The sequence below is a fragment of the Streptomyces olivaceus genome, assembly GCF_000721235.1.
GTDB lineage: Bacteria > Actinomycetota > Actinomycetes > Streptomycetales > Streptomycetaceae > Streptomyces > Streptomyces olivaceus.
Map to the genome: position 1 here is coordinate 20,609 of NZ_JOFH01000006.1, position 24,657 is coordinate 45,265.

22 protein-coding genes and 2 tRNA genes are annotated in these 24,657 nt (G+C 72.5%); 17 read left to right on the forward strand and 7 right to left on the reverse strand.

Translation table 11 applies throughout. The features are described from left to right. Nucleotides 1-4 precede the first annotated feature (4 nt). Together rsgA and IG94_RS0108870 are read left to right on the forward strand one after the other, a co-directional pair. Entirely contained in the window at nt 5-1,018 is a 1,014-nt protein-coding gene (gene rsgA / locus IG94_RS0108865) for a ribosome small subunit-dependent GTPase A (protein ID WP_031033192.1), read from the forward strand. A 141-nt stretch (nt 1,019-1,159) separates the two neighbouring features. Beyond that, a complete protein-coding gene (locus IG94_RS0108870; RefSeq protein ID WP_031033194.1) occupies nt 1,160-1,483 on the forward strand; it encodes a DMT family transporter in 324 nt (107 codons plus the stop codon). A 13-nt stretch (nt 1,484-1,496) separates the two neighbouring features. Here the strand turns inward: IG94_RS0108870 and IG94_RS0108875 are convergent, their stop codons facing one another. Next, the gene (locus tag IG94_RS0108875; protein WP_031033195.1) at nt 1,497-2,108 is read right to left on the reverse strand and encodes a TetR/AcrR family transcriptional regulator; all 612 of its coding nucleotides are present in this window, start codon (nt 2,106-2,108) and stop codon (nt 1,497-1,499) included. Nucleotides 2,109-2,428: 320 nt separating this feature from the next. Here IG94_RS0108875 and hisN point away from each other — a divergent pair, with 320 nt between their 5' ends. Continuing rightward, nucleotides 2,429-3,229: a histidinol-phosphatase gene (gene hisN / locus IG94_RS0108880; RefSeq protein WP_031033196.1), complete on the forward strand. Its 801-nt coding sequence runs from the start codon at nt 2,429-2,431 to the stop codon at nt 3,227-3,229. A 180-nt stretch (nt 3,230-3,409) separates the two neighbouring features. Further along, nucleotides 3,410-3,817: a CBS domain-containing protein gene (locus IG94_RS0108885; protein WP_031033197.1), complete on the forward strand. Its 408-nt coding sequence runs from the start codon at nt 3,410-3,412 to the stop codon at nt 3,815-3,817. A gap of 20 nt (nt 3,818-3,837) precedes the next feature. Here IG94_RS0108885 and IG94_RS0108890 read toward each other — a convergent pair whose 3' ends face one another. Beyond that, nucleotides 3,838-4,725 carry a LysR substrate-binding domain-containing protein gene (locus tag IG94_RS0108890; protein ID WP_031033198.1) on the reverse strand — a complete coding sequence of 296 codons (888 nt, stop codon included), beginning with the start codon at nt 4,723-4,725 and terminating at the stop codon, nt 3,838-3,840. A gap of 92 nt (nt 4,726-4,817) precedes the next feature. Between IG94_RS0108890 and IG94_RS0108895 the strand changes: the two genes are divergently transcribed. From IG94_RS0108895 to IG94_RS0108905, 3 genes are read left to right on the forward strand one after another with little or no spacing between them, the layout of a single operon-like run. Continuing rightward, nucleotides 4,818-6,023 carry a thiolase family protein gene (locus tag IG94_RS0108895; protein ID WP_031033199.1) on the forward strand — a complete coding sequence of 402 codons (1,206 nt, stop codon included), beginning with the start codon at nt 4,818-4,820 and terminating at the stop codon, nt 6,021-6,023. Beyond that, entirely contained in the window at nt 6,020-6,688 is a 669-nt protein-coding gene (locus IG94_RS0108900; protein WP_031033200.1) for a 3-oxoacid CoA-transferase subunit A, read from the forward strand. The genes IG94_RS0108895 and IG94_RS0108900 overlap by 4 nt, the downstream gene beginning before the upstream one ends. Further along, nucleotides 6,685-7,395: a 3-oxoacid CoA-transferase subunit B gene (locus tag IG94_RS0108905; RefSeq protein WP_078892231.1), complete on the forward strand. Its 711-nt coding sequence runs from the start codon at nt 6,685-6,687 to the stop codon at nt 7,393-7,395. The genes IG94_RS0108900 and IG94_RS0108905 overlap by 4 nt, the downstream gene beginning before the upstream one ends. A gap of 139 nt (nt 7,396-7,534) precedes the next feature. On the opposite strand, the gene IG94_RS0108910 is transcribed toward IG94_RS0108905, so the two are convergent. Beyond that, complete coding sequence (locus IG94_RS0108910) at nt 7,535-8,902, reverse strand: MFS transporter (protein ID WP_031033203.1); 1,368 nt, start codon at nt 8,900-8,902, stop codon at nt 7,535-7,537. A 131-nt stretch (nt 8,903-9,033) separates the two neighbouring features. Between IG94_RS0108910 and IG94_RS0108915 the strand changes: the two genes are divergently transcribed. The 7 genes from IG94_RS0108915 to IG94_RS0108945 all read left to right on the forward strand — a co-directional run bounded on the left by IG94_RS0108915 (nt 9,034) and on the right by IG94_RS0108945 (nt 16,247). Continuing rightward, complete coding sequence (locus IG94_RS0108915) at nt 9,034-9,519, forward strand: MarR family winged helix-turn-helix transcriptional regulator (protein ID WP_031033204.1); 486 nt, start codon at nt 9,034-9,036, stop codon at nt 9,517-9,519. Nucleotides 9,520-9,647: 128 nt separating this feature from the next. Next, nucleotides 9,648-10,595, forward strand: coding sequence for a hydroxymethylglutaryl-CoA lyase (locus IG94_RS0108920; protein ID WP_031033205.1), 948 nt, complete (start codon nt 9,648-9,650; stop codon nt 10,593-10,595). Between the two features lie 59 nt (nt 10,596-10,654). Further along, nucleotides 10,655-11,425 carry an enoyl-CoA hydratase/isomerase family protein gene (locus IG94_RS0108925; RefSeq protein ID WP_206269825.1) on the forward strand — a complete coding sequence of 257 codons (771 nt, stop codon included), beginning with the start codon at nt 10,655-10,657 and terminating at the stop codon, nt 11,423-11,425. Continuing rightward, a complete protein-coding gene (locus IG94_RS0108930) occupies nt 11,422-12,651 on the forward strand; it encodes a CaiB/BaiF CoA transferase family protein (RefSeq protein WP_031033208.1) in 1,230 nt (409 codons plus the stop codon). Before IG94_RS0108925 ends, IG94_RS0108930 begins: the two co-directional genes overlap by 4 nt. Continuing rightward, nucleotides 12,638-13,618: an enoyl-CoA hydratase/isomerase family protein gene (locus tag IG94_RS0108935; protein WP_078892232.1), complete on the forward strand. Its 981-nt coding sequence runs from the start codon at nt 12,638-12,640 to the stop codon at nt 13,616-13,618. The genes IG94_RS0108930 and IG94_RS0108935 overlap by 14 nt, the downstream gene beginning before the upstream one ends. Then, a complete protein-coding gene (locus IG94_RS0108940) occupies nt 13,615-15,243 on the forward strand; it encodes an AMP-binding protein (RefSeq protein ID WP_031033210.1) in 1,629 nt (542 codons plus the stop codon). The genes IG94_RS0108935 and IG94_RS0108940 overlap by 4 nt, the downstream gene beginning before the upstream one ends. Then, on the forward strand, nt 15,240-16,247 hold the full coding sequence (locus tag IG94_RS0108945) for an NAD(P)H-dependent flavin oxidoreductase (protein WP_052410605.1): 1,008 nt from the start codon (nt 15,240-15,242) through the stop codon (nt 16,245-16,247). The genes IG94_RS0108940 and IG94_RS0108945 overlap by 4 nt, the downstream gene beginning before the upstream one ends. Before the next feature lie 84 nt (nt 16,248-16,331). Here IG94_RS0108945 and IG94_RS0108950 read toward each other — a convergent pair whose 3' ends face one another. Then, the gene (locus IG94_RS0108950) at nt 16,332-17,783 is read right to left on the reverse strand and encodes a catalase (RefSeq protein ID WP_031033213.1); all 1,452 of its coding nucleotides are present in this window, start codon (nt 17,781-17,783) and stop codon (nt 16,332-16,334) included. 146 nt (nt 17,784-17,929) lie between these two features. Between IG94_RS0108950 and IG94_RS0108955 the strand changes: the two genes are divergently transcribed. Next, nucleotides 17,930-18,346, forward strand: coding sequence for a Fur family transcriptional regulator (locus IG94_RS0108955; protein ID WP_031033214.1), 417 nt, complete (start codon nt 17,930-17,932; stop codon nt 18,344-18,346). A gap of 51 nt (nt 18,347-18,397) precedes the next feature. Beyond that, nucleotides 18,398-18,471, forward strand: a tRNA-Met gene (locus tag IG94_RS0108960). A 227-nt stretch (nt 18,472-18,698) separates the two neighbouring features. Here IG94_RS0108960 and IG94_RS0108965 read toward each other — a convergent pair. The 3 genes from IG94_RS0108965 to IG94_RS0108975 all read right to left on the reverse strand — a co-directional run bounded on the left by IG94_RS0108965 (nt 18,699) and on the right by IG94_RS0108975 (nt 23,937). After that, nucleotides 18,699-20,588 carry a tetratricopeptide repeat protein gene (locus tag IG94_RS0108965; RefSeq protein WP_037760244.1) on the reverse strand — a complete coding sequence of 630 codons (1,890 nt, stop codon included), beginning with the start codon at nt 20,586-20,588 and terminating at the stop codon, nt 18,699-18,701. Between the two features lie 236 nt (nt 20,589-20,824). After that, nucleotides 20,825-20,898 (reverse strand) — tRNA-Met (locus IG94_RS0108970). A 78-nt stretch (nt 20,899-20,976) separates the two neighbouring features. Further along, entirely contained in the window at nt 20,977-23,937 is a 2,961-nt protein-coding gene (locus IG94_RS0108975; RefSeq protein WP_031033218.1) for a UPF0182 family membrane protein, read from the reverse strand. A 165-nt stretch (nt 23,938-24,102) separates the two neighbouring features. On the opposite strand from IG94_RS0108975, the gene IG94_RS0108980 reads away from it, so the two are divergent. Continuing rightward, nucleotides 24,103-24,645, forward strand: a complete 543-nt coding sequence (locus tag IG94_RS0108980) for a PPA1309 family protein (protein WP_031033219.1) — start codon at nt 24,103-24,105, stop codon at nt 24,643-24,645. The last annotated feature ends 12 nt before the right edge of the window (nt 24,646-24,657 follow it).

Sequence of the window (24,657 nt, forward strand, 5' to 3'; positions counted from 1 at the left end):
CGCCATGCGGCGCTACGGCAAGCACACCGACGAGGACGACATCCGCACCCGGCCCCACCGCAAGGGCAACCGGCCGCGGACCCATATCCGGCCCAAGCACGAGGACGCCGCCGGCGGCCTGGTCCTCACGGTGGACCGGGGCCGGCTGACCTGCCTGGTCGAGGACCGGGTCGTCATGGCGATGAAGGCCCGTGAACTGGGCCGCAAGGCGGCGGTCGTGGGCGACCGGGTGGCCCTGGTCGGCGACCTCTCGGGCAAGAAGGACACCCTCGCCCGCATCGTGCGCATCGAGGAGCGCACCTCCGTGCTGCGCCGCACGGCGGACGACGACGACCCCTACGAGCGGGTGGTCGTCGCCAACGCCGACCAGCTCGCCGTCGTCACCGCCCTCGCCGACCCCGAGCCGCGCCCGCGCCTCATCGACCGCTGCCTGGTCGCGGCCTTCGACGGGGGCCTCACCCCGCTGCTGGTGATGACCAAGTCGGACCTGGCCCCGCCGGACGAACTCCTGGAGCTCTACGGCGCGCTGGACATCCCGTACGTGGTCACCAGCCGCGAGGGGCTGGAGAACGGCGCCGCGGCGGAACTCGTGCGCGAGCACCTGGACGGGAAGATCACGGCTTTCGTGGGCCACTCCGGTGTCGGCAAGACGACCCTGGTCAACACCCTGGTACCGGAGGACCGCCGCCGGGTGACGGGACACGTCAACGCGGTGACGGGCCGCGGCCGGCACACCACGACCTCCGCCCTCGCGCTGCCGCTCTCCTCCGAGGGGGGCGGCTGGGTCGTCGACACCCCGGGCGTACGGTCGTTCGGCCTCGCGCACATCGACCCGTCCAGGGTGATCAACGCCTTCCCGGACCTGGTGCCCGGCACGGAGGGCTGCCCGCGCGCGTGCAGTCACGACGAGCCCGACTGCGCGCTGGACGCCTGGGTCGAGGAGGGGCACGCCGACCCGGCACGGCTGTACTCGCTGCGCCGGCTGCTGTCGACGCGGGAACGCAGGGAGGGCGACTGACCTCCGCGTTGTTTGCCGTGGCGTGCCACCGGTAAGTGCATAATCGCACCAAGCCGGAACCAAGCCCGAGCAAAGCCGGACGAGTCGCCGGATCGGCGACGACGCAGCGGTCGCGGTACGGAAACTACGGGAGGACAAGCAATGGCGTGGCTGCTGGTCATAGTGGCCGGGGTGCTCGAAACCGGCTTCGCCGTCTGTCTGAAGCTGTCGCACGGCTTCACCCGGCTCTGGCCCACGATCGCCTTCTGCGCCTTCGCGCTGGGCAGCTTCGGTCTGCTGACGATGTCTCTGAAGAAGCTCGACGTCGGTCCGGCGTACGCCGTGTGGACGGGCATCGGCGCGGCGGGCACCGCCATCTACGGCATGATCTTCCTCGGCGACCTGGTCTCGGTTCTCAAGCTCGTCTCGATCAGCCTGGTCATCATCGGTGTGATCGGCCTCCAGCTGTCGGGCTCCGCCCACTAGCCACTGCCGGCCGCTACGCCGTGAGCCGGCGGGGCAGGGCGGTGCGTACGAGGTCGGCGACCCCGCCCTCGGCGGGCGGCGCGGCGACGCAGGACAGGGCGAGCCGCACGGCGAGTTCGCAGGAGCGGGCCAACTCGACGGCGGCCGGCGGCGCGAGCGGGCCCCCGCCGTTCAGGACGGCCACGGCGCGGTCGCGGACGAGGGTCACGAAGTCGCCGGGCGAGGGCAGCGGACCGTCGGCCCGGCGCTGGGCCGGGACTCCGGAGGAGGAGGGCACGGCCGACAGGGCCGGTGCGGGCAGCCGCTCGTTCCAGCAGCCGGTGAGCAGGGCGCGGACCAGCACGTTGTCGTGGGCGGCGGACATCATCCATTCGGCGGTCGCGGTGAGCCGTTCACGCGGGTCGCTGGGGCCCGAGAGCGCGCGCTCCACCCCGGCGAGGTAGCCGTCGGCCTCCCGTCTGACGAGCGCCCGCGCGAGACCGTCCTTGCTGCCGAACTCGTTGTAGAGCGTCTGCCGGGAAACCCCGGCCGACGCGGCCACGTCCACCATCCGCACGGCGGCCCACGGCCGGCGCGCCAGCGCCGTGTAAGCGGCGTCGAGCAGGGACTCCCGGGCTGCAGGCACCCTCGCCTCCCTCGGCCGACCGACCTCGCTGCCCAGATTTGACGCGCCCGACAACACTGTCAAGAGCCCGCGCGCACATCACCACCGCACCGCTGCGGGCAGTCGTGCCGCCCCCAGCTGCGGGCAGTCGTGCCGCTGGGGCGGCACGGGTGGGCGCAGCGGCACCCGGCAGCGCCGGGCAACGCGACCCACCCCGCCCGGCACCAGCCCCGGGTACGGACTGAACGCACCGCACCGCACCGCGCACGCGGCCCGCGGCCCGCCACGCCCGCCAAACCCCTGGTGGCCCCGTACCACCCCCGACAGATACCGTGACCCGCATGCCCGACTACCTCGACGACCTCCGCCTCGCCCACGTTCTCGCCGACGCCGCCGACGCCGCGACGATGGACCGCTTCAAGGCCCTCGACCTCAAGGTCGAGACGAAGCCGGACATGACCCCGGTGAGCGAGGCGGACAAGGCCGCCGAGGAACTCATCCGCGGCCACCTCGCCCGCGCCCGCCCCCGCGACTCGGTCCAGGGCGAGGAGTTCGGCGTGGCGGGCGCCGGCCCCCGCCGCTGGGTGATCGACCCGATCGACGGCACCAAGAACTACGTGCGCGGCGTCCCCGTCTGGGCCACGCTCATCGCCCTCATGGAGGCGGGAGAGGGCGGCTACCAGCCGGTCGTCGGCCTGGTCTCCGCACCCGCGCTCGGCCGCCGCTGGTGGGGGGTGCTGGACCACGGCGCGTTCACCGGCCGCAGTCTGACCTCGGCCTCCCGGCTCCACGTCTCCCAGGTCTCCACGCTCAAGGACGCCTCGTTCGCGTACTCCTCGCTCGGCGGCTGGGAGGAGCAGGGCCGGCTCGACGGCTTCCTCGACCTGACCCGCGAGGTGTGGCGCACCCGCGCGTACGGCGACTTCTGGCCGTACATGATGGTGGCCGAGGGCTCGGTCGACATCTGCGCCGAACCCGAGCTGGCGCTCTGGGACATGGCGGCCGCCTCGGTCATCGTCACGGAGGCGGGCGGCACCTTCACCGGCCTCGACGGCCGTTCCGGCCCGCACAGCGGCAACGCGGCGGCCTCGAACGGCAGGCTCCACGACGAGCTGCTCGGCTACCTCAACCAGCGCTACTGACCGGCCGGGCAGACCGGTCCGGCGCCGCGGAGCGCCGCGCACGCCCTTCACGCCCCGACTTCACCTCCGCGCCCCCTTGTTGACCCGCGCTCTGCCTGCCACTCTGAGGGTTCCCCCACTTGTGAACTTGTGAATCCATGAACACACTCATGGATCACCGGCAGGAGGTGGCTTCACCCCATGCTCGTCCACGAAGTCATGAGCACGGTCGTCCTGACCATCGGCCCCGCCCACACGCTGCGCCAGGCCGCCGCCCTGATGTCGGCCCGCCACGTGGGCGCGGCCGTGGTGCACGACCCGGACGCCGGCGGCATCGGCATCCTCACCGAACGCGACGTCCTGGTCTCCGTCGGGCGGGGCCAGGACCCGGACACCGAGCACGCGCACGCCCACACCACCACCGACGTCGTGTTCGCCGCGCCGACCTGGACGGTGGAGGAGGCCGCCGGGGCGATGACGCACGGCGGCTTCCGGCACCTCATCGTCCTCGACGGGGGCGAGCCCGCCGGCATCGTCTCGGTGCGCGACATCATCCGCTGCTGGGCACCGGCACGCCCGCGGCACAACGCGCCGGCGGTGACCGCTTGAGGGAGTTCCGGTCCCCGCCGTCAGCCCCGTACGCACTGCTCGATCACCGAGGCGACCCGCTCGACCGCCGGTGAGTCGGGGCGGGTCCGGCGGGCCAGGACGAGGTCCACCGGTTCCGGCTCGGCGAGCGGCACGTAGGTCACGCCGTCCAGCCGCAGGCTCCGGACGGACTGCGGGACGAGCGCCACGCCGTGCCCCGCGGCGACGAAGACGACCAGGGTGGCCGTCTCGCCGACCTCGACGAGGGACGAGGGCCGGAACCCGGCCCGGTCGCAGGCGGACAGGACCCGGTCGTACATGGAGGACCGGGGCTGCGAGGAGTGGATGACGAAGGGTTCGTCGGCCAGGTCCCGCAGCGGCAGGACCGGGCGGGCGGCCAGCGGGTGGCGTGCGGGCAGCACGGCCATCAGGGACTCGGTGAGCAGCGGCGCCGTGCGGACCTGCGCGGTTCCGGCCGTGTCGGGCCGGCACACCGCGAGGTCGTACGCGCCGGTGAGCAGGCCGTCGAGGAGCTGCGGGGTGAGCACCTCGCCGTGCAGCTCCAGGGAGATGCCCGGCAACCGGGCCCGCACCGTGCGGGAGACGCGCGGCAGCACGTCGTAGGTGGCCGTGCCGATGAAACCGACGGAGACCCGTCCCGCGCCGCCGCCGGCCAGCTCCGCCATGTGGGCCCGCGCGCGCCGCTCCTCGGCGAGCAGGGTACGGGCGTACCCGACCAGGTCCCGGCCCGCCTCGGTGAGGTCGACATGGCGGGTGGAGCGGTGGAACAGGGCGGTGCCCAGCTCGCGCTCCAACTGCTTGATCTGCTGGGAGAGCGCGGGCTGGGCGACGTGCAGGCGGGCCGCCGCACGGCCGAAGTGGCACTCCTCGGCGAGAGCGAGAAAGTAGCGGACCTGCCGGAGCTCCATGGGGTCACTGTACGGCCTTGATAAGCAGCTCTTCTCAATCGCTCGCCATTAGGTCTTGGACGTGAACAAGCGAGCGCTCCTACCGTGGCGGCGTGACCGACAGTTATCTCTACGCAGCGGCAAGAACACCCTTCGGACGCTTCTCGGGCGCCCTCGCCGGCGTCCGGCCCGACGACCTGGCGGCGCTCGCCGTCAACGGGGTCCTGGCCAAGGTGCCGGAGTTCGCGGCGGGCGACCTCGACGACGTCGTCTGGGGGAACGCCAACGGCGCCGGTGAGGACAACCGCAACGTCGGCAGGATGGCCGTCTTGCTGGCCGGACTGCCCACCAGCGTTCCCGCCACCACCGTCAACCGGCTCTGCGGCTCCTCCCTGGACGCGGCGATCATCGCCTCCCGGGCCATCGAGACCGGGGACGCCGACGTCGTGCTGACGGGCGGGGTGGAGTCGATGTCGCGGGCTCCGTGGGTGCTGCCCAAACCGCACCGCGCCTATCCCGCCGGGGACATGACCGCGGTGTCCACCACCCTGGGCTGGCGGCTGGTCAACGAGCGCATGCCGAAGGAGTGGACGGTCTCCCTGGGCGAGGCCAACGAGCAGCTCGGCGAGCGGTTCCCCATTCCCCGCGAGCGGCAGGACGAGTTCGCCGCGCGGTCGCACCAGCTCGCCGACGCGGCCTGGAACGCCGGCTTCTACGACGACCTGGTGGTGCCGGTTCCGGTGGACGGCAAGGGCGGCACCCTCGGCCGGGACGAGGGCATCCGGCCCGGTTCCACGGCCGACGGGCTCGCCGCGCTGAAGCCCGCCTTCCGCCCGGACGGCGTGATCACCGCGGGCAACGCCTCGCCGCTGAGCGACGGGGCCTCGGCGGTGCTGCTCGGCTCGCGGTCGGCCGCCGCCCGCATCGGTGCCGATCCGCTGGCGCGGGTCGCGGGGCGCGGGGTCTTCGCGCTGGACCCGCAGCTGTTCGGCTTCGCCCCGGTGGAGGCGGCGAACCGGGCACTGCGCGGCGCGGGCATCTCCTGGTCCGACGTCTCCGCGGTCGAACTCAACGAGGCGTTCGCCGTACAGGCGCTGGCCTGCGTGGACGCCTGGGGGATCGATCCCGCGACGGTCAACGCCAAGGGCGGCGCCATCGCCCTCGGCCACCCCCTGGGCGCCTCCGGCGGCCGGCTGCTCGGCACGCTGGCCCACCGGCTGAAGGAGTCCGGCGGGCGATGGGGCCTCGCCGCGATCTGTATCGGAGTGGGCCAGGCACTCGCCGTGGTCCTGGAGAACGTCACGGAGGCGGGCCGATGACCACACAGCTGTGCGCCGACGCCGACGAAGCGGTCGCCGGTGTGGAGGACGGTTCGACCGTGCTCGTCGGCGGCTTCGGGATGGCCGGGATGCCGGTCGCCCTGATCGACGCCCTCATCCGCCAGGGCGCGAAGGACCTGACCGTGGTGTCCAACAACGCCGGCAACGGCGACACGGGGCTGGCCGCGCTGCTCGCCGAGGGCCGGGTCCGCAAGGTGATCTGCTCCTTTCCCCGCCAGACCGACTCCCACGTCTTCGACGGGCTGTACCGGGCCGGCCGGATCGAGCTGGAGGTCGTGCCGCAGGGCAGCCTGGCCGAGCGGATGCGGGCGGCCGGGGCCGGCATCGGCGCCTTCTACTGCCCCACCGGAGCGGGCACCCTGCTGGCCGAGGGCAAGGAGACCCGCGTCATCGACGGCCGCCCGCACGTCCTGGAGTACCCGATCCGGGGCGACGTGGCGCTGATCGGCGCGCACCGGGCCGACCGCATGGGCAACCTCGTCTACCGCAAGACGGCCCGCAACTTCGGGCCGGTCATGGCCACCGCCGCCACGACCGTGGTCGCGCAGGTCCGCGAGATCGTCGAGACCGGTGCGCTCGACCCCGAGACCGTCGTCACGCCGAGCATCTACGTCGACCGAGTGGTGCAGGAGGGGACCGCATGAACACCGACCGACGACCCGCCCCGCAGGAGACACCCGTTCCGGACGTACGCGGTCCGCAGGACGCAGCCGGTCCGCTGGACCAGGACGCCGTCGCCGCCCTCGTCGCCCGCGACATTCCCCACGGCGCCTTCGTCAACCTCGGCATCGGCCGGCCGACCTCGGTCGCCGACCATCTGGCGGCCGACTCCGGTGTCGTGCTGCACACCGAGAACGGCATGCTGAACATGGGGCCCGCGGCCCGCGGCGACGCGGTCGACCCGGACCTCACCAACGCGGGCAAGGTGCCCGTCACCGAGCTGCCGGGGGCGGCGTACTTCCACCACGCGGACTCCTTCGCCATGATGCGCGGCGGCCACCTGGACATCTGCGTCCTGGGCGCCTTCCAGGTCTCCGCGGCCGGCGACCTCGCCAACTGGCACACCGGCGCACCCGACGCCATCCCCGCCGTCGGCGGGGCCATGGACCTGGCGATCGGGGCGAAGCAGGTGTTCGTCATGATGACGCTCTTCACCAGGTCCGGCGCGCCCAAGCTGGTCCCGCGGTGCACCTACCCCCTGACGGGGCAGGGCTGCGCCGACCGCGTCTACACCGACCACGCGGTGTTCGACATCACGCCGGAGGGCGTGGTGGTGCGGGAGACCTTCGGGACCGGCGTCGACGAGCTCGCGGGGCGCCTGGACCTGCCGCTGCTGTCGCCCGGCGGCTGACACCGCGCGGAGGGCGCCCCGTAGAAGGCGTCCCGCTGGGGGCGTCCCGCGGAAGGCGCCCCGCCCGCTGGGGGGCGTCCCGCGGAAGGCGCCCCGCTGAGGGCGTCCCGCAGAAGGTGTCGCGAACGCCGTCCGGCCGTCAGCCCGGGCGGCGTTCGCGCAGGTCGCGGGTCTTGACGCCGACGAGGAGCAGGACGACGGCGAGCAGCACGATGGCGGCGCTGATCTGCAGGCCGAGAGCGAGGCTGCCGGTCCTGGCCTGGATGAAGCCGAGCAGGGACGGGGAGGCCGCGGCGGCGAAGGAACCCATCGAGGTGACGAAGGCGATGCCGGTGGCCGCGGCGCGCTCGCCGAGGTAGATCGAGGGGATCGAGTAGAAGACGGTGAGCCCCGAATAGTGGGCGGCGGCCAGCACGGCCAGCAGGACGACGACCACGACGACGCTCCCCTCGGACAACGAGAGCGCCACCATGGCGCAGGCGGCGACCGTCCAGCTCAGCGCCGCGTGCCAGCGGCGCTCCAGGGTGCGGTCGGAGTGCCGGCCCACGATCTGCATGACGACGATGCCGAGCAGCGGCGGCAGCGCGGAGAAGAAGCCCAGGTTCAGGACGTCGCCCACCCCCGCGTCGGCGATGATGCGCGGGGTCCAGAAGGAGACGGCGTTGGCGAGCGTGTAGGCGCCGCAGGCGCACAGGCCGATGATCCACACCTTGGGGTCGCGCAGCGCGAGCCGCAGTCCTCCGTGCCCCTTCTCCTCCCCGGTCTTGCGCTGCTGGTCGGCGACCAGGTCGGCGCGGACGGCGGTCTTCTGGGCCGGGGAGAGCCAGCGGGCCTGCTCGGGCGCGTCGACGAGCCAGACGAGGACGGCGACGGCGAGCAGGATCGGCGGGATGCCCTCGATGACGAACAGCCACTGCCAGTCGGCGAGGCCGCCGACGCCGCCGAAGGTGTGCATGATCCAGCCGGACATCAGGGAGCCGAGGACCCCGGAGACGGGCACGCCCGCGAAGAACACCGCGGTCATCCGGGTGCGCCGCGCGGAGGGGAACCAGCAGGCCAGGAAGTACAGCGCCCCGGGGAAGAAGCCGGCCTCGGCGACGCCGAGCAGAAACCGGGCGACGTAGAAGGTCACCTCGTCCTGCACGAGGGCGGTGGCGACGGTGACGACGCCCCAGGACGCCATGATGCGGACCAGCGTCCGGCGGGCACCGAACCGGGCGAGCAGGCTCGCGCTCGGCACCTCGAAGACGATGAAGCCGACGAAGAACAGCGTCACGCCGAGGCCGTACACGGCGGAGCCGAAGCCGAGGTCGCGTTCGAGACCCTGCTCGGCGATGCCGATGTTGGTGCGGTCGATGAAGCTGACGACGTAGCACACGACCAGCAGCGGCATCACGCGCCAGGCGATGGTGCGGTAGGTGGCGTCACGGTCGACGGACGCGGCGCCGGCCGCCGGCGGTCCCGGGGACTCCGTGGACGCGGAGGTGGAAGTGGAGGGGTCGACCACGATGTACGACTCCTTGCGTGAAGTGACAGGGTCGCAGAGGGCCGCGACCGGTGCGAGTCTCGACCTGAGGTGTTGATAAAGTCAACACCTTGGAGGGATCGGAGGAAGTCGCCGGCGATACGATGTCCGCCATGCAGAAGCGTGAGGGTGGCTCAGACCTCGTCCCGATCTCGGAGCTGTTGTCCTACCGGCTGTCGCGCACGTCGTCGGCGCTGTCGCGCAGCGCGGCACTGCGCTACCGGCGCGAGTTCGACGTCAGCCTCGGCGAGTGGCGCACCATCGCGCTCATCGCGGCCGACCCGACCCTGACCCTCAACCGGCTCGCCCGTCGCGCCGGGCTGGACAAGGCGCAGATGAGCCGGGTGGTGCGGGGCCTGGTGGAGCGGGACCTGGTCCGCCGCACCGAGGGCTCGGGGCGCACCCGGCAACTGGCCCTGACCGAGGCCGGAGTGGTGCTGTACCGGGGACTGATCGCGGCGGCCAACGAGCGCGACGCCGCGTTCGCGGCCGCCCTCTCGCCCGAGGAGTCGGGCGCGCTGGAGCGGGCCCTGGAGAAGCTGGCCGACCTCGCACTGACCATGGAGCACCAGGAGCGGGACCGCCTCGACGACGCGTGAGGGCGCACGGGACGGCCGCCCAGTGATCGACCAGTGATCGACCAGCGATGGACCAGCGATGGACCGGTGTTGACTTTATCAACACCCGGGGGTGATTCTGGTCGGGTCATCCACGAGGAGGTGGCCCGATGACCGACGCGGTCACGATCTGCGAGTGCTTCGCCCGGGACGGTCTCCAGCACGAACCCGGGTTCGTGCCGACCGATACGAAGATCAGCCTGCTGGAGTCCTTCGCCGCGGCCGGCTTCCGCCGCGTCGAGGCGACGAGCTACAGCCATCCGCGGTGGGTGCCCGCCTTCGCCGACGCCAGTGAGGTGCTGGCGGGCATCACCCACCGCCCCGGCGTGGCGTTCAAGGCGACCTGCCCCAACCCCAGGGCCGTACGACGCGCCCTGGAGGACCTCGACCGGGGCACCGGCGCCGAGGAACTGAGCCTGCTGGTGTCCGCCAGCGAGAGCCACACGCAGCGCAACCTGCGCTCCACCCGCGAGGAGCAGTGGCAGCGGGTGGCGGAGATGACGGAGCTGGCCGGCGGCCGGTTCCGGCTGGTCGGCGTGGTGTCCGTCGCCTTCGGCTGCCCCTTCGAGGGACACGTCGACCCGGGCCGGGTGGCCGAGGACGTCGCCCGCTTCGTCGAGCTGGGCGCGGACGCCGTGACGCTGGGCGACACCACCGGCGTCGCCACGCCCGGCTCCGTCGCCGCGCTGTTCCGCCGGCTGGAGCGGGCCCACCCCGGACTGCCGGTCGTCGCCCACTTCCACAACACGCGCGGTACGGGCATCGCCAACGCGGTCGCCGCCCTGGAGGCGGGCTGCCGGCACTTCGACAGCGCCCTGGGCGGCGTCGGCGGCCATCCGTCGCAGATCGGCTACGGCGCCGGGCTGACCGGCAACGTCTGCACCGAGGACCTCGTCGGCCTCTTCGACGCGATGGGCGTCGAGACCGGCCTCGACCTGGACGCCCTGGCCGCCGCCTCACGGACCTGCGAGGAGGCGCTGGGCCGGCCGCTGCACAGCATGGTGGCGCGGGCCGGCTTCGACCGCTTCCCGGCACCGGCGGCGACCACGGCGGCCTGACCGCCCGCGCACCCGCCCCTCCCCTGCCGCCCCACTTCTCCGGAACGAGGAGATCCCACGTGACCGTCACGACCAGCGGACGGCCGGCCGCCCCGAGCGACCCGGCCGCCGACGTGCTGCTCGTCGAGGACCGCGGCGCCGTCCGCGTCCTGACCCTGCACCGCCCCGACAAGCTCAACGCGCTGAACACCGCCCTGACCCGGGCGCTGAGCGACGCCCTCACCGCGGCCGAGCGGGACGCCGGTGTCCGTGCCGTCGTCCTCACCGGCGCGGGCCGGGCCTTCTGCGCGGGCGCCGACCTCTCCGAGTTCTCCGAGCTCACCCCGGACCAGCCGGACGCCGTACTGGAGCGGGCGGCGCTCACCGCGCGGCTCCAGACACAGATGCAGGACATGGGCACGCCGGTCGTCTCCGCGGTGCGCGGCGCCGCGGTGGGCGGCGGGGCCGGACTGGCGATCGGCGCCGACATGGCCGTGGCCGGGACCGACCTGAAGTTCGGCTATCCGGAGCTGCGGCACTCCATCGTGCCCGCCCTCGTGATGACCGGGCTCCAGCGCCACCTGGGCCGCAAGCTCGCCTTCGAACTGGTCAGCACCGGCCGGCTGCTGAGCGCCGCCGAGGCCGCGGAGCACGGCCTGGTCAACCGGGTGGTCGAGCCGGACGAGGTGGAGGGCGCCGCGCTGGAGATCGCCGAACGGTGGGCCGCCGTCGAACCGCGGGCGATCCGCGCGGCCAAGGACCTCTTCTACCGCGTCGCCGACCTGCCCACCGAGGCCGCCATGCGGGCGGGGCAGGACGTCAACGCGCTGATGCGGGCGTTCCGCCGGTGAGCGCGCCGACCGCGCCGACCGCGCCCCGCCCGCTGGAGGGCGTCACCGTCCTGGACTTCTCCCGGGTGCTGGCGGCCCCGATGGCCACCCAGATCCTCGCCGAGCTCGGCGCCACCGTCGTCAAGGTGGAGCGGCCGGGCGGCGGCGACGAGACCCGCGGCTTCGAGCCCAGGCTGCCGCACGGCGAGAGCGCCTACTTCTTCGCCTTCAACCGGGGCAAGCGCTCCGTCGCCCTCGACCTCAAGGACCCCCGCGGCCGGGACGTCGCCCGCCGGCTCGCCGCCCGCGCGGACGTCGTGGTGGAGAACTTCCTGCCCGGCGCGATGGACCGGCTCGGTCTCGGCTACGACGATCTCGCCGCCGGCAATCCCGGCCTGGTCTACGTCTCCGCGACCGGCTTCGGGCAGAGCGGCCCCGACCGTACCCGCAAGGGCTACGACACCGTCTTCCAGGCGCTGTCCGGCGTGATGGCGATGACCGGCGAACCCGACGGGCCGCCCAGCAAGACGGGCATCCCGGTCGCCGACATGACCTCCGGGCTCTGGGTCGCCATCGCCGTGCTCACCGGCCTCGCCGGGCGCGGCGTCAGCGGCCGGGGCCGCCACTTCGACGTCTCGATGATGGACGTCCAGCTCAGCCTGCACGCCCTCAACGCGGCCCGGCTCTTCGCGTTGGACGAGGACCCCGCGCGCACCGGCACGCAGCACCCCGGCCGGGTGCCCTCCGCGGCGTTCGAGACGGCCGACGGCGGCTGGCTGCACATCAGCGGCAGCGACCAGCACTGGGTGCCGCTGTGCGAGGTCCTCGGTCTCGACGGCCTCGCCGCCGACCCGGAGCTGCGGCACAACGCCGGGCGGGTCGCCCGGCGCGAGGACGTGATGACCGCCCTGCGCGCCGCGATCGCCCGGCGGGAGCGCGACCCGCTGCTGAAGGAGCTGCTCGCCGCCGACGTCCCGGCCGGTGCGGTGCGCGGCGTCCGCGAGGCGCTGGCCGATCCGCACGCGCGGGCCCGCGGCGTCGTCACCGAGTTCGAGCATCCCACCGAGGGCACCTTCCGCGCCCTGCGCACCCCGCTGCGCGAGACCGACGGCGCCCCGCCCGCGGCCGGCGCACCGCCGCTGCTGGGCGCCGACACCGACGCCGTGCTGGCCGATCTGGCCGGTCTCGGCGACGAGGAGATCGACGAGCTGCGGGAAGCGGGGGTGATCCAGGATGGCGGACGCTGAGGCACCGGGCACCGACACACCGGGCGCCGGGACATCGGACGCAGCCACGCCGGGCGCCGGGACACCGGACGCGGCCACACCGGGCGCCGGGACACCGGACGCGGAGACGGTGCGGGTACGGTGCGACGTCGCCGACGGCGTCGCACGCGTGCGGCTCGCCCGGCCGCGCGCCCGCAACGCCGTCGACCTGGAGATGTGCCTGCGGCTGCGGGCCGTCTTCGAGGACCTCGACGCCGACGACGACGTACGGGTCGTCCTGCTGTCCGCCGAGGGCCCGGCGTTCTGCGCGGGGGCCGATCTCAAGGAGCGGGCCGGCCGGGACGCCGCCTGGGTGCGCCGCCGGCGCCAGGCGTCCTTCGCCGCCTACGACGCCGTGGAGCGCTGCCGCCGCCCCGTGGTCGCGCTGGTGCACGGCGCGGTCGTGGGCAGCGGCGGCGAGATCACGCTGGCGGCGGACTTCGCCGTCGCCGCCGAGGACACCACCTTCCGGTTCCCCGAGGCACACTGGGGAACGGTCGGCGCCACCCAGCGCCTGCAGCGCGTCATCGGGCGGCGCCGCGCCAAGGAGCTGCTGTTCACCAACCGGGTCATGCCGGCCGCCGAGGCCGCGGACCTGGGCGTCGTCACCCGGGTCGTGCCGGGCGACCGGCTGGCTCGGGCCGGCGAGGAGATCGCCGCCTCGATCGCCGGGGCACCGCCGCTGGCCATGGCGCTGACCAAGCGCGCCGTCGACCTCGGCGGCGAGACCGACCTCGACCGGGGCATCCGGATCGAGATGGCGGCCATCGAGCAGTGCCTCGCGGACGGCGGCTGGCGCGAAGGTGTCGACCGCTTCGCCCGCCGCCGCGACGGCGGTCGAGGCGGCACCGGCGGCACCAGCGGTCCCGGCGGTACGGACGGTGCCGGAAGTACGGACGGCCACGGTGGTACGGACGGCCACGGCAGTACAGAGGAGGAAGAGAAGTGACGGATCTCGATCTCGCCGCCGCATGCCCCCTGACCGCGCACGCGGCACTGGAGCGTGCCGCCCTGCTCGCCCCCGACGTGGAGGCCGTGGTCACCGCCGCGGAGCGGATCACCTACCGCGACCTCGCCGCCGAGGTCGTCCGCGTCCGGGCGGCGCTGACCGCCGCCGGCATCGGCCGCGGCGACCGGGTCGGCCTCTGCCTGGGCAACGGGCCGCGCTGGGTCGCCCTGTTCGTCGCGCTGGGCTCGGTCGGCGCGGTGACCGTGCCGGTCAACACCCGGTACAGCGCCGACGAGGTCCGGCACACGCTGGCCCACGCCCGGGTCGGCACGCTCTTCGTCGCCGACCGCGTGCTGAACGTCGACTTCCACGCGGTGCTGCGCGAGATCGGCATCGGCGCCGACGCCACGCCCACCTGCCCGGCCCTGCCCTCCCTGGAGCGGGTCGTGGTGTGCGGCGACGCGGTGCCCGGCTGGGCCACGCCGTGGCCGGAGTTCCTGGCCCGGGGCACCGGCGAGGTGCCCGCCACCGGGACCCCGGACGACGTCCTGCTCGTCCAGTACACCTCCGGCACCACCGCACGCCCCAAGGGCGTCCTGCTCACCCACCGCAGCATGTGCGCCGACGGCTTCTTCTCGGGCGCCCGGCTCGGCCTGCGTCCGGGGGACCGCTTCCACAGCGCCCGGCCCTTCTTCCACGTCGCCGGCAGCACCCTGTCCGTGCTCGCCTGCCTCCAGCACGCCACGACGCTGGTGACCATGCCGCGCTTCGAGCCCGCGGAGGCGCTGCGGCTGCTGGAGGAGGAACGCTGCACCCACTTCTCCGGCAACGACACCATCGCCCTGCTGCTGCTCAACCACCCCGACCTCGCCCACCGCACGCTGCGGCTGCGCGGCGCCTGGGTCGCCGCCTCCCCCACCGTGATCCGCCGGGTCATCGACGAGCTGGGCGCGACCGAGTGCGTCGCCGGGTACGGCCTGTCGGAGGCGTCCCCGAACGTCGCCCAGTCCTGCTGGTGGGAGCCGGACGAGGTACGGGCCTCCGGCGCGATGCTGGCGGAACCGGGCGTCGAGGTGCGCATCCGGGCGCTGGACGGCAGCCGCGACTGCGGGCCCGGCGAACCCGGCTCGATCCTGGTCCGCGGCTGGAACGTGATGCAGGGCTACCTCGACGACCCCGCGGCCACCGCCGCCGCCGTCGATCCGGACGGCTGGCTCGCCACCGGTGACATCGGCGTCCTCGACGCGTCCGGCCGGCTGCACTTCACGGGCCGTACCAAGGACATCATCCGGGTCGGCGGCGAGAACGTCGCCCCGGCCGACGTCGAGGACGTCCTGCACCGCCACCCGGGGGTACGGCAGGCGGTGGTGGTCGGCGTGCCCGACGAGCGGCTGATGGAGGTGCCGTTCGCCTTCGTCGTACTCACCGGCCCCGGCCCCTCCGAGCAGGAGCTGATCGACTGGGCCAGGAGCCGCATGGCGGGCTTCAAGGTGCCCAGGCATCTGCGCATCGTGGACGGCTTCGAGGGCATCGGTATGACCGCCAGTTCCAAGGTGCAGAAGAACCGCCTCGCCGCCCACGCCCGCACCCTGCTGGGCCACGACGGCACCGGGGCCGCGGCATGACCCGTATCGCCACGCCCCTCACCGAGCTGCTCGGCATCGACCTGCCCGTCGTGCAGGCCGGCATGTCCTGGGCGTCCTCCAGCTCCGCGCTGCCCCTGGCGGTCAGCCGGGCCGGCGGCCTCGGCGTGGTCGCCGCGGGCCCGATGCGCCTGCCCGACCTCGCCCGCACCCTGGACGAGACGGCCGCCGGCACCGACCGCCCCTGGGCGGTCAACCTGCCCCTCTACCGCGCGGGCGCCGACGAGGTCGTCGAACTGCTGCTGGCCCGGCGTCCGCCGGTGCTGATCGCCTCCCAGGGCGGGCCGCGCCGCTACCTGGACCGCTTCCACGACGTGGGCACCGTCTGCCTGCACGTCGTCGCCGGGGTCGAGCACGCCCGCAAGGCCGCCGACGCCGGAGTGGACGGGCTCGTCGTCGTCGGCGCCGAGGCCGGCGGGCACCCGCCGCCCGCGATGGTCGCCACGCAGGTGCTGGTGCGCGCGGTGGTCTCCGCCGTGCCCGGCGTGCCGGTCGTCGCCTCCGGAGGCGTCGCGGACGGCGCCGGCCTGGCCGCGATGGTAGCCCTCGGCGCGGACGGCGCCCAGTTCGGCACCCGGTTCCTCGCCACCGAGGAGGCCACCGTGCACCCCGGCTACAAGGCGGCCGTCGTCGCCGCCGGAGTCGACTCCACCCGTACGGTCGGCCGCGGCCTCGGCACGATCCGCGCCCTGGACAACGACTTCACCCGCCGGATGACCCGGCTGGAGGAGGACGGGACGGAGCTGGACGTGCGCCGGGGCGCGTTCGCCTCCGCGAGTCTGAAGGACGCCGCGCTGGACGGCCTGGTGGACACCGGCAAGGTGGAGGCGGGCCAGTCCGCGGGCCTGGTCGACGCGGTGCTGCCCGCGCGGGAGGTGGTGGACCGCATCGTCGCCGAGTACCGCCGGGCGGTCACCCGGCTCCCCCTGCCCACCGAGGAACCGCGTCCTGCCCCGGCCGGGACCGCCGGGACCGCCGGGGCGTGACCGGCGCGTGAACGGCCAACGGGCCGGATCCCCGTCCCCCGGGAATCCGGCCCGCCGCTACGGCAAGCGGTCCAGTGCTGGATGTCAGCCGCGCAGGGCCTGGACCGCGGCCTCCAGCCGCTTGCCGAAGTCACCGTCGGCCTGACGGAAGTTGCCGACCGCTCGCTCGACGATCTCGTCGCGCGAGACGCCGGAGAGGGCGCCGGCCAGGTTCTCGATCAGCCGCTCCTTCTCGCCGTCCGTCATCAGCCGGTAGAGGTTGCCCGCCTGGACGAAGTCGTTGTCCTCGGCGTGCGACGGGGCCTCCGTCTCGCCGGTGGCACCGGAGACCGCGACCGGCTGCCACAGGGCCCGGTCCGTCTGGAACGGGCCGCCGAAGCTGTTCGGCTCGTAGTTCTTCGCGCCCTTGTGGCGGCCGTCGTACAGGTAGCCGTCACGGGAGTTGGTGCGGGCCTCGGTGGCGTGCGGGCGGTTCACCGGCAGGTGGTCGGCGTTGATGCCGACGCGGTAGCGGTGGGCGTCGCCGTAGGCGAAGAGGCGGCCCTGGAGCATCTTGTCCGGGGACGGCCCGATGCCGGGCACGAAGTGGGACGGCGAGAAGATCGACTGCTCGACCTCCGCGAAGACGTTCTCCGGGTTCCGGTTGAGCTCCAGCTTGCCGAACCAGACGATCGGGTAGTCCGCGTGCGGCCACACCTTGGTCAGGTCGAACGGGTTGAAGCGGTACTGCGCCGCCTCGGCGACGGGCATGACCTGCACGCCGACGGTCCACGACGGGAAGTCGCCGCGCTCGATGGCCTGCCGCAGGTCGCGCTGGTGGGAGTCGGGGTCCGCACCGGCGAGCTTGTCCGCCTCGGCCTGGGTGAGGGTCTTGATGCCCTGGTCCGTCTTGAAGTGGTACTTGACCCAGAAGGCCTCGCCGGCCGCGTTGCTCCACTGGTAGGTGTGCGAGCCGAAGCCGTCCATGTGGCGGTACGACGCCGGGATGCCGCGGTCGCCGAACAGCCAGGTCACCTGGTGCGTCGACTCCGGCGACAGGCCCCAGAAGTCCCAGACGTTGTCCATCTCCGTGGACCCGGTGTAGGGGTCGCGCTTCTGGGTGTGGATGAAGTCGGGGAACTTGATGGCGTCCTTGATGAAGAACACCGGGGTGTTGTTGCCGACGAGGTCGTAGTTGCCCTCTTCGGTGTAGAACTTCAGCGCGAAGCCGCGCGGGTCGCGGACGGCGTCCGCCGCGCCCAGGTTGCCGGCCACGGTGGAGAAGCGGAGGAAGGTCTCCGTCTCCTTGCCGACCTCGGAGAGGAACGCGGCGCGCGTGTACCGGGTGACATCGGCGGTGACCGTGAAGGTGCCGTAGGCACCGGCGCCGCGCGCGTGCACGACGCGCTCCGGGATGCGCTCACGGTTGAAGTGGGCCAGCTTTTCGAGGAGCAGCTGGTCCTGAACGAGCACGGGGCCGCCGACGCCCGCGGTCTCGCTGTTCTGGTTGTCGGCTACCGGAGCACCGGCCTCCGTAGTGAGCGGTCCCTGAGTCACGTACGCCTCCTGCGCCAATCCTGCGTAAAACCTGTCCCTTGGCTAATGCCGTAGCCGATCCTACAATGGACAATGTCTAAGTCAAGTAAGGCTCCAAAGTCACACCTGTTCGGGACCTGGTCCCCCCTACTGCTAGGCTGGTTCGTATGAGTGACCTACTGGAACGGTTGCGTGGACGCGGATGGCGCATGACCGCGCAGCGACGCGTGGTGGCCGAGGTCCTCGACGGCGAACACGTCCACATGACGGCCGACGAGGTGCACTCCCGGGCCGTGGACAAGCTCCCCGAGATCTCCAGGGCGACGGTCTACAACACCCTGGGCGAGCTGGTCACGCTCGGCGAGGTGCTGGAAGTCGCGACGGACAAGCGCGCCAAGCGGTACGACCCGAACGCGCACCAGCCGCACCACCACCTGGTCTGCGCCCGGTGCGGCGCGATCCGCGACGTCCACCCGACCGGCAACCCGCTGGCCGACCTCCCCGACTCGGAGCGCTTCGGCTTCACCGTCTCGGACGTCGAGGTCACATACCGCGGCACCTGCCCGAACTGCGCGACGGCGTGAGCCCCGGATTTGCTTCTCGCCTTCGGGCTGACGTAGTGTTCTGTTCATCGACGCGGGGTGGAGCAGCTCGGTAGCTCGCTGGGCTCATAACCCAGAGGTCGCAGGTTCAAATCCTGTCCCCGCTACTGAAAGACTGAGGCCGGAATCCTAAGGATTCCGGCCTCAGTCGTATAGCTACGGACAGTCGCGCGCGTAGCTGCGGGCAATCGTGCCGCCAGGGCGGCACGGGTGGGCGCAGCGGCCCCCCTCAGCGCCGGGCCGCGCGCCCCACCCCCGCCCAGCACCCACACCGGGCACCGCACAAGCACCAGGCACCAGGCACCTCACAAAGGCACCCAAGCCCAGCGCAGCGTCACGCCGACAACTCCTGCCGCAGCGCGTCCCGCAACCGCGCCGCCCGCTTGCCCACCTCCACCGGCCCCAGCGACACCGCGAGGTCCGCCCACCGCTGCCCCTCGGCCAGCTCTCCCCGCCGCGCGAACACCAGCGCGAGCCGCAGCGCCGCCCGCCCGTGCCCCGCGTCGGCCGCCCTGCGCCACCACACCACGGCCTCCGGCTCGCTCCCCTCGCGGGCCAGCAGCAGCCCCAGGTTGAACGCGCCGTTGCGAGACCCGGCCTCGGCCGCCTCCCGGTACCACCGGGCCGCCTCCACCACGTCGCCCCGCGCAGCGGCCAGCATCCCGACCCGGACCTGGGCCCGGCGGTGCCCCTGGGAGGCCGCCCGCTCGTACCACTCCTCGCACTCGGACTTCCCCTGCTCCGGCTCGCCCAGTTCGTGTGCGGGCGCGGGCGGTCGGCGCGCGTCGAGGAGCGTCGCGAGCCGGTAGGCGGCCTCCGCGCTGCCGCCCCCCGCCGCACACCGCAGGAACCGCTCCGCGTCGCGCTCGTCACCGGCCCGCAGCCGCGCGATGCCGACCTGCAGCGCCGCCTCCGTGTGCCCGGCCGCCGCGGCCCGCTCGTACCAGCGCAGCGCCACCTTCTCCTCGCCCCGCCCGGCGTGCAGGATCCCGAGGTTGAAGGCAGCGTCGACACTGCCGGCCTCGGCGGCCTTGGAGAACCACGGCTCGGCGCCGGTCCGGTCCCCGGCGCGCAGCAGCAGGACGGCCAGCGCGTTGGAGGCCTCCCGGTGCCCGGCGTACGCGGCCCGCCGGTACCACTGCTCGGCCTGCGCGGTACGGCCCTGCTCGGCGCAGAGCAGCCCGAGGTTGTACGCCCCGTTGTCGTCGCCGGCGTCCATCGCGGCCCGGTACCAGCGCTCGGCGGTCTGGGTCTCGCCGCGCTCGGCGTGCAGTGCGCCCAGGGCGTTGGCGGCGTTGCCGTCGCCGTCCTGGGCGGCGCGCAGCCACCACACGGCGGCGCTCTCGGTGTCCCCGGCGTCCCGCAGCAGGAAGCCGAGCGCGCAGGCGGCACGGGCCTCGCCGTCCTTGGCGGACGTGAGGTACCAGCGGCCGGCCTCCTTGAGTTCGCCCCGCTTCTCCAGGATCGCCCCGAGCTGCAGCGCGGCGCGACGGTGGCCGCGCGCGGCTGCCTGCCGGTACCACTGCTCGACCTCACCGGTCCCGGAGTCGGCGCCGGAGTCACCCGCGGAAGCGCCCGCCCGCCCGCCGTCGCGGCCGCCGTCGCGCCCTTGCCCGGCCCGCCGTCCGGACTGCCCGGCCCGCCCGGCCTCCCCCGCCCGCCGGTCCAGCGTCCGCGCCAGCCGGTACGCGGCCTCCCGGTGGCCGCGCTCGGCCGCGGCCCGCATCCACCGCTCGGCCCCGGTGTCGTCGCCGCGGTGCTCCAGCAGGTCGGCGAGGGCGTAGGCGCCCAGTACGTGGCCCTGTTCGGCGGACTGGCACAGCCAGTACTCGGCGGCCGGCTCGTCCCCGCGCTCGCGGAAGTGCCGGCCCAGCGCGTGGGCGGCCGGTACGGACCCGGCGACGGCGGCGATGCGCCACCAGCCGGCCGCCTCGTCCGCGTAGCCGCGCTGGTGCAGCAGGACACCCAGGTTGTTGGCGGCGGCCCGGTCACCGGCCGCGGTGGCGGCACGCAGATGGGACTCGGCGCCCTCGAAGTCGCCGCGGCGCAGCAGCATCGCGCCGAGGACGCTCATGGCCTCGGCGTCACCGCCGTCGACGGCGAGCCGCAGCCGCACTTCCTCGGCTGCCTCGTCGGCCGCTTCCTGGGCCTCGTCCGTGGCCTCCTCCTGACCGGACGGCTGGGCAAAACGCCCTGTCCCGAACAGATTTGCCATGTCCCCCATAACGTCCATCGTCGCACCACCTGCAACCTCGGTACATCCGGTATACCGCAGTCAGTGAGGTCACTTCAGCGTTTTGTCGACATGCCCACAGGGAGACAAGTCAAACACAGATGAGTCCAACTCCCCCTGGCGGCGCGGCCGTCGGTTCCCCGGTATATGCGTTCGCGCATCACAAAGGCCCGGATCCCTTTCGGAATCCGGGCCTCAGTGGTCGTCGCACACAGCCACGACTTCAGTAGCGGGGACAGGATTTGAACCTGCGACCTCTGGGTTATGAGCCCAGCGAGCTACCGAGCTGCTCCACCCCGCGCCGTTGTGTTCACAACCCTAGCACGGCGCGGGATGGGCCTTGACCAGCCCGAAGGCCGGCCCCTGCGCGACCGGACGGTCAGCCCGTGTCCGATCCGCCGCCGGTGTCACCACCACCGTTCTCGTCACCGTTCTTGCCGGCGTTCCCGTCGCCGTTCTTGCCGGTTCCCTGGTCGGCCTTGGCCTGGGCGTCCTCGGCCCGCTGCAGGGCCTCCTCCAGGTCCTTCTGCGCCTCGGCGTACGCGCCCAGGTCCTTCTGTTCCAGGGCCTTCTGCCCGGCGTCGAAGGCCTTCTGCGCGTCACCCAGCGCTTCCTTGACCGTGGGGTTGGTGGACGTGGGTGGCGGCTCGGTCGTGTCGTCGCCCTCGTCCGGTGGCTGCTCGTTCTCGGCGGCCTGTGCTCCGAAGACCTTGCTGAGGGCCTCGTCGAGCGTGTTCTCGAAGGCCGTGTTGCCTCCGTAACTCACCAGCACCTTGCGCAGCAGCGGGTACTTGAGGTCGCCACCGCGGACGTAGACCGGTTCGACGTACAGCAGTCCGCCGTCGACCGGCACCGTCAGCAGGTTGCCGTACTCGACCTCGGAGTCGCCGCCTCTCAGCAGCCTGATGGTCTCGGCGATGTCCTGCTCGGAGTTCAACTGGCTCTGGACCTGTTTGGGTCCGTTGACGGTCGTACTGGTCGGCAGTTTCAGGATTCTGATCTTGCCGTAGTCGCTGGTACCCGCCTCGGCGTCGACGGCCATGAACGCACTGAGGTTGTCACGTCCGTTGGGTGTGAACGTCGTCGTCAGCGAGAAGGCCTGCTGCTTCTGGTCGGGCATCTTCATGCTCAGGTAGTACGGCGGTACCGAGTCGCTCGACTTGTTCGTCGGGTCGTCCGGGACCTGCCACACCTCGCTGCCGCTGAGGAACGTGTTGGCGTCCTTCACGTGGTAGCGCGTGAGCAGCTCGCGCTGGACCTTGAACAGGTCCTGCGGATAGCGCAGGTGCGCCATCAGCTCCTTGGAGATCTCGCCCTTGCCCTGCACCGTGTCCGGGAACGCCTTCATCCAGGTCTTGAGGACCGGGTCCTTGGTGTCCCACTGGTAGAGCTTGACGTCACCGCTGTAGGCGTCGACGGTCGCCTTGACACTGTTGCGGATGTAGTTGACCTGGTTCTCCTGGGCCACCACCGCGCGCGAGTTGTTGTTCGCCGTCAGCGAGTCGGCGGTCGTGTCGCCCAGCGTCGTGCGGGAGGCGTACGGATAGCCGTTCGTCGTCGTGTAGGCGTCGACGATCCACTGGATCCGGCCGTCCACGACCGCCGGGTAGGCGTCGCCGTCGATGGTCAGCCACGGGGCGACCGCCTCGACGCGCTCCTTGGGCGTGCGGTTGTACAGGATCCGCGAGCCGTCTCCGATCGCGCCGGAGTACAGGATCTGCGGCTCGCCGAACGCCGCCGCGTACGCCGCGCGGTTGACCGCGTTCGACAGGTCGACGCCGCTGTCGCCCTTGTAGCTGAAGGTCTTCTCCCCGGTGTCGTCCGAGTAGTCGATCTCCTTCTGGGGGCCGCCGACGATCGAGTAGGTGGTGGTCTTCTCGCCGTAGTAGACCCGCTGCTCGTACTTTCCGAGGTCTCCCTTGGACGGCAGGTCCGACTCGGTGAAGACCGGACGGCCCTCGGAGTCGACCGCCGTGCCCTTGGCGGCGACCACTCCGTACCCGTGGGTGTAGCGGAAGTGGTTGTTGATCCAGTTCTTCTTCGGAATGCCCGCCAGGTTCAGCTCGCGCAGGCCGATGACGGTGTCCTGGTCCTTGCCGTCCTTCGAGTAGCGGTCCACGTCCAGGTTGGTCGGGAACGCGTAGTAGTTGCGCATCTGCTGGAGCTGCTGGAAGGTCGGCGAGACCACGTTCGGGTCCATGATCCGGATGGACGCCGCGGCGTCCACGTCGCCGCGGAGCTTGGTCTGGTCCTTGGTCTCGCTCTTGCCCGCGTACTCGGTGACCTGGGTGCCCTCGATGCCGTACGCGTCGCGTGTGGCCGCGAGGTTCTTCTCGACGTACGGCGCTTCCTTGGCCTGCTCGTTCGGCTGGACCTGGAACTTCTGGACGAGCGCCGGGTACAGGCCGCCGATGAGGATCGCGGAGAGCACCATCAGGCCGAAGCCGATCACCGGCAGCTGCCAGGTGCGCCGCCACAGGGTGGCGAAGAAGAGCAGCGCGCAGATGACGGCGATGCAGAACAGGATCGTCTTGGCCGGCAGGTAGGCGTTGGCGTCGACGTACCTGAGGCCCGTCCAGTTGTCGGTGGCCTTGAAGTCGCTGGACTTCACGGCCAGGCCGTACCGGTCGAGCCAGTAGGCGACCGCCTTGAGGGCGACGAAGACGCCGATGAGCACCGACAGGTGCCCGGTGGCCGCGGCCGTGGCGCGCGCGCCCGGGCTGGTGACGCGGAGCCCGCCGTACAGGTAGTGGGTGAGCGCGGCGGCGATCACGGAGATGATCACGGCTGCGAACCCGAATCCGAGCAGGAACCGGTACCAGGGCAGGTCGAAGGCGTAGAAGGAGACGTCCAGTTTGAACTGGGGGTCCTTCTGCCCGAAGGGCACGCCGTTGACCCACATCAGCCACGTGCGCCACTGACCGGACGCCGAGGCGCCGGCGATCAGACCGACCAGGGCGGTGATGCCGAGCAGCAGCCACTTCTTGTACGGGGCGATGCCCATGCGGTACCGGTCGAGGTTCTGCTGCTCCATCGACATGGCGCTCAGCGGCGGGCGCAGGCGGTGGGCCAACCAGATGTTGAACCCGACGGCGAGCGCCATCAGCAGGCCGAAGACGAAGAAGAGCCCGATCTTGGTCCACAGGGTCGTCGTGAACACCGACGAGTAGTGGACCGACCGGTACCAGAGCCAGTCCGTCCAGAACCCCGCGAACATGGTGAACGCCATGGCCAGCACGGCCAGGACACCAAGTGTCAGCAGCAGGGTTCGGACGCGCCGGGACGGGCGGCCCACTCTGATCCGCGGCCCCGTCGGGGGGCCTCCGCCGCGGTCCGGCATCTGGAAAGCCAAGGTGCGCACCTCGAAAGTTCGCTGTTGAGACGTCAGGCCCTCGGGTTCGCGGGCCCCCCGTGCGCCCGCGTGATCGTGGGCCCACACTTATGCAACTTACTCAACGTTTACTCGGTTCCCGATTCGGGCCATGAACGAGGCAGGATTGTGACTATGTCCAACACCCCCATGGCGGCGAGCCCCCTCACCCGGGCCGTACTCGAGATCGACGAGTACGTCTCAGGCCTCGGCTGGGACCAGCCCGCACGCCTCTTCGCACTGGTCGACACCGCACGTCTGAGGGCCGATCAGCCCTCGCTCGCGGACCGGCTCGGTCTGCAGGACGAGCCGGAGAGCTCCGGCCTGACCCCGATCGAGCAGGACGAGATTCCAACGGCCCAGCCGCTCGACGAGTTCCTGGGCACCATCGCGTGGCCCGACCCGGTGGTCGGCTGCGCGCTCGCCGTGGAGCGCCTGATGCTGCCGCCGTCCGCCGAGGCCCAGGTTCCGGAGGGTCTGGACGAGACGAAGCTGGCGCGCTGGGTGGCGGAGCACCCGGAGCGGCAGGAGGTCCGGATGACGGTCGCGGTCCTGCGCGACGGCGCCCGGGACTCGGCCCTGCGGCTGCGGGAGAAGGACTCCGCCACGGAGGTCCTCACGGGCTCCGACCTGGTGCCGGGTCTGGCGCAGGCCCTGACGGCGACCTTCGCGGAGTAGCCGGGCCGGACG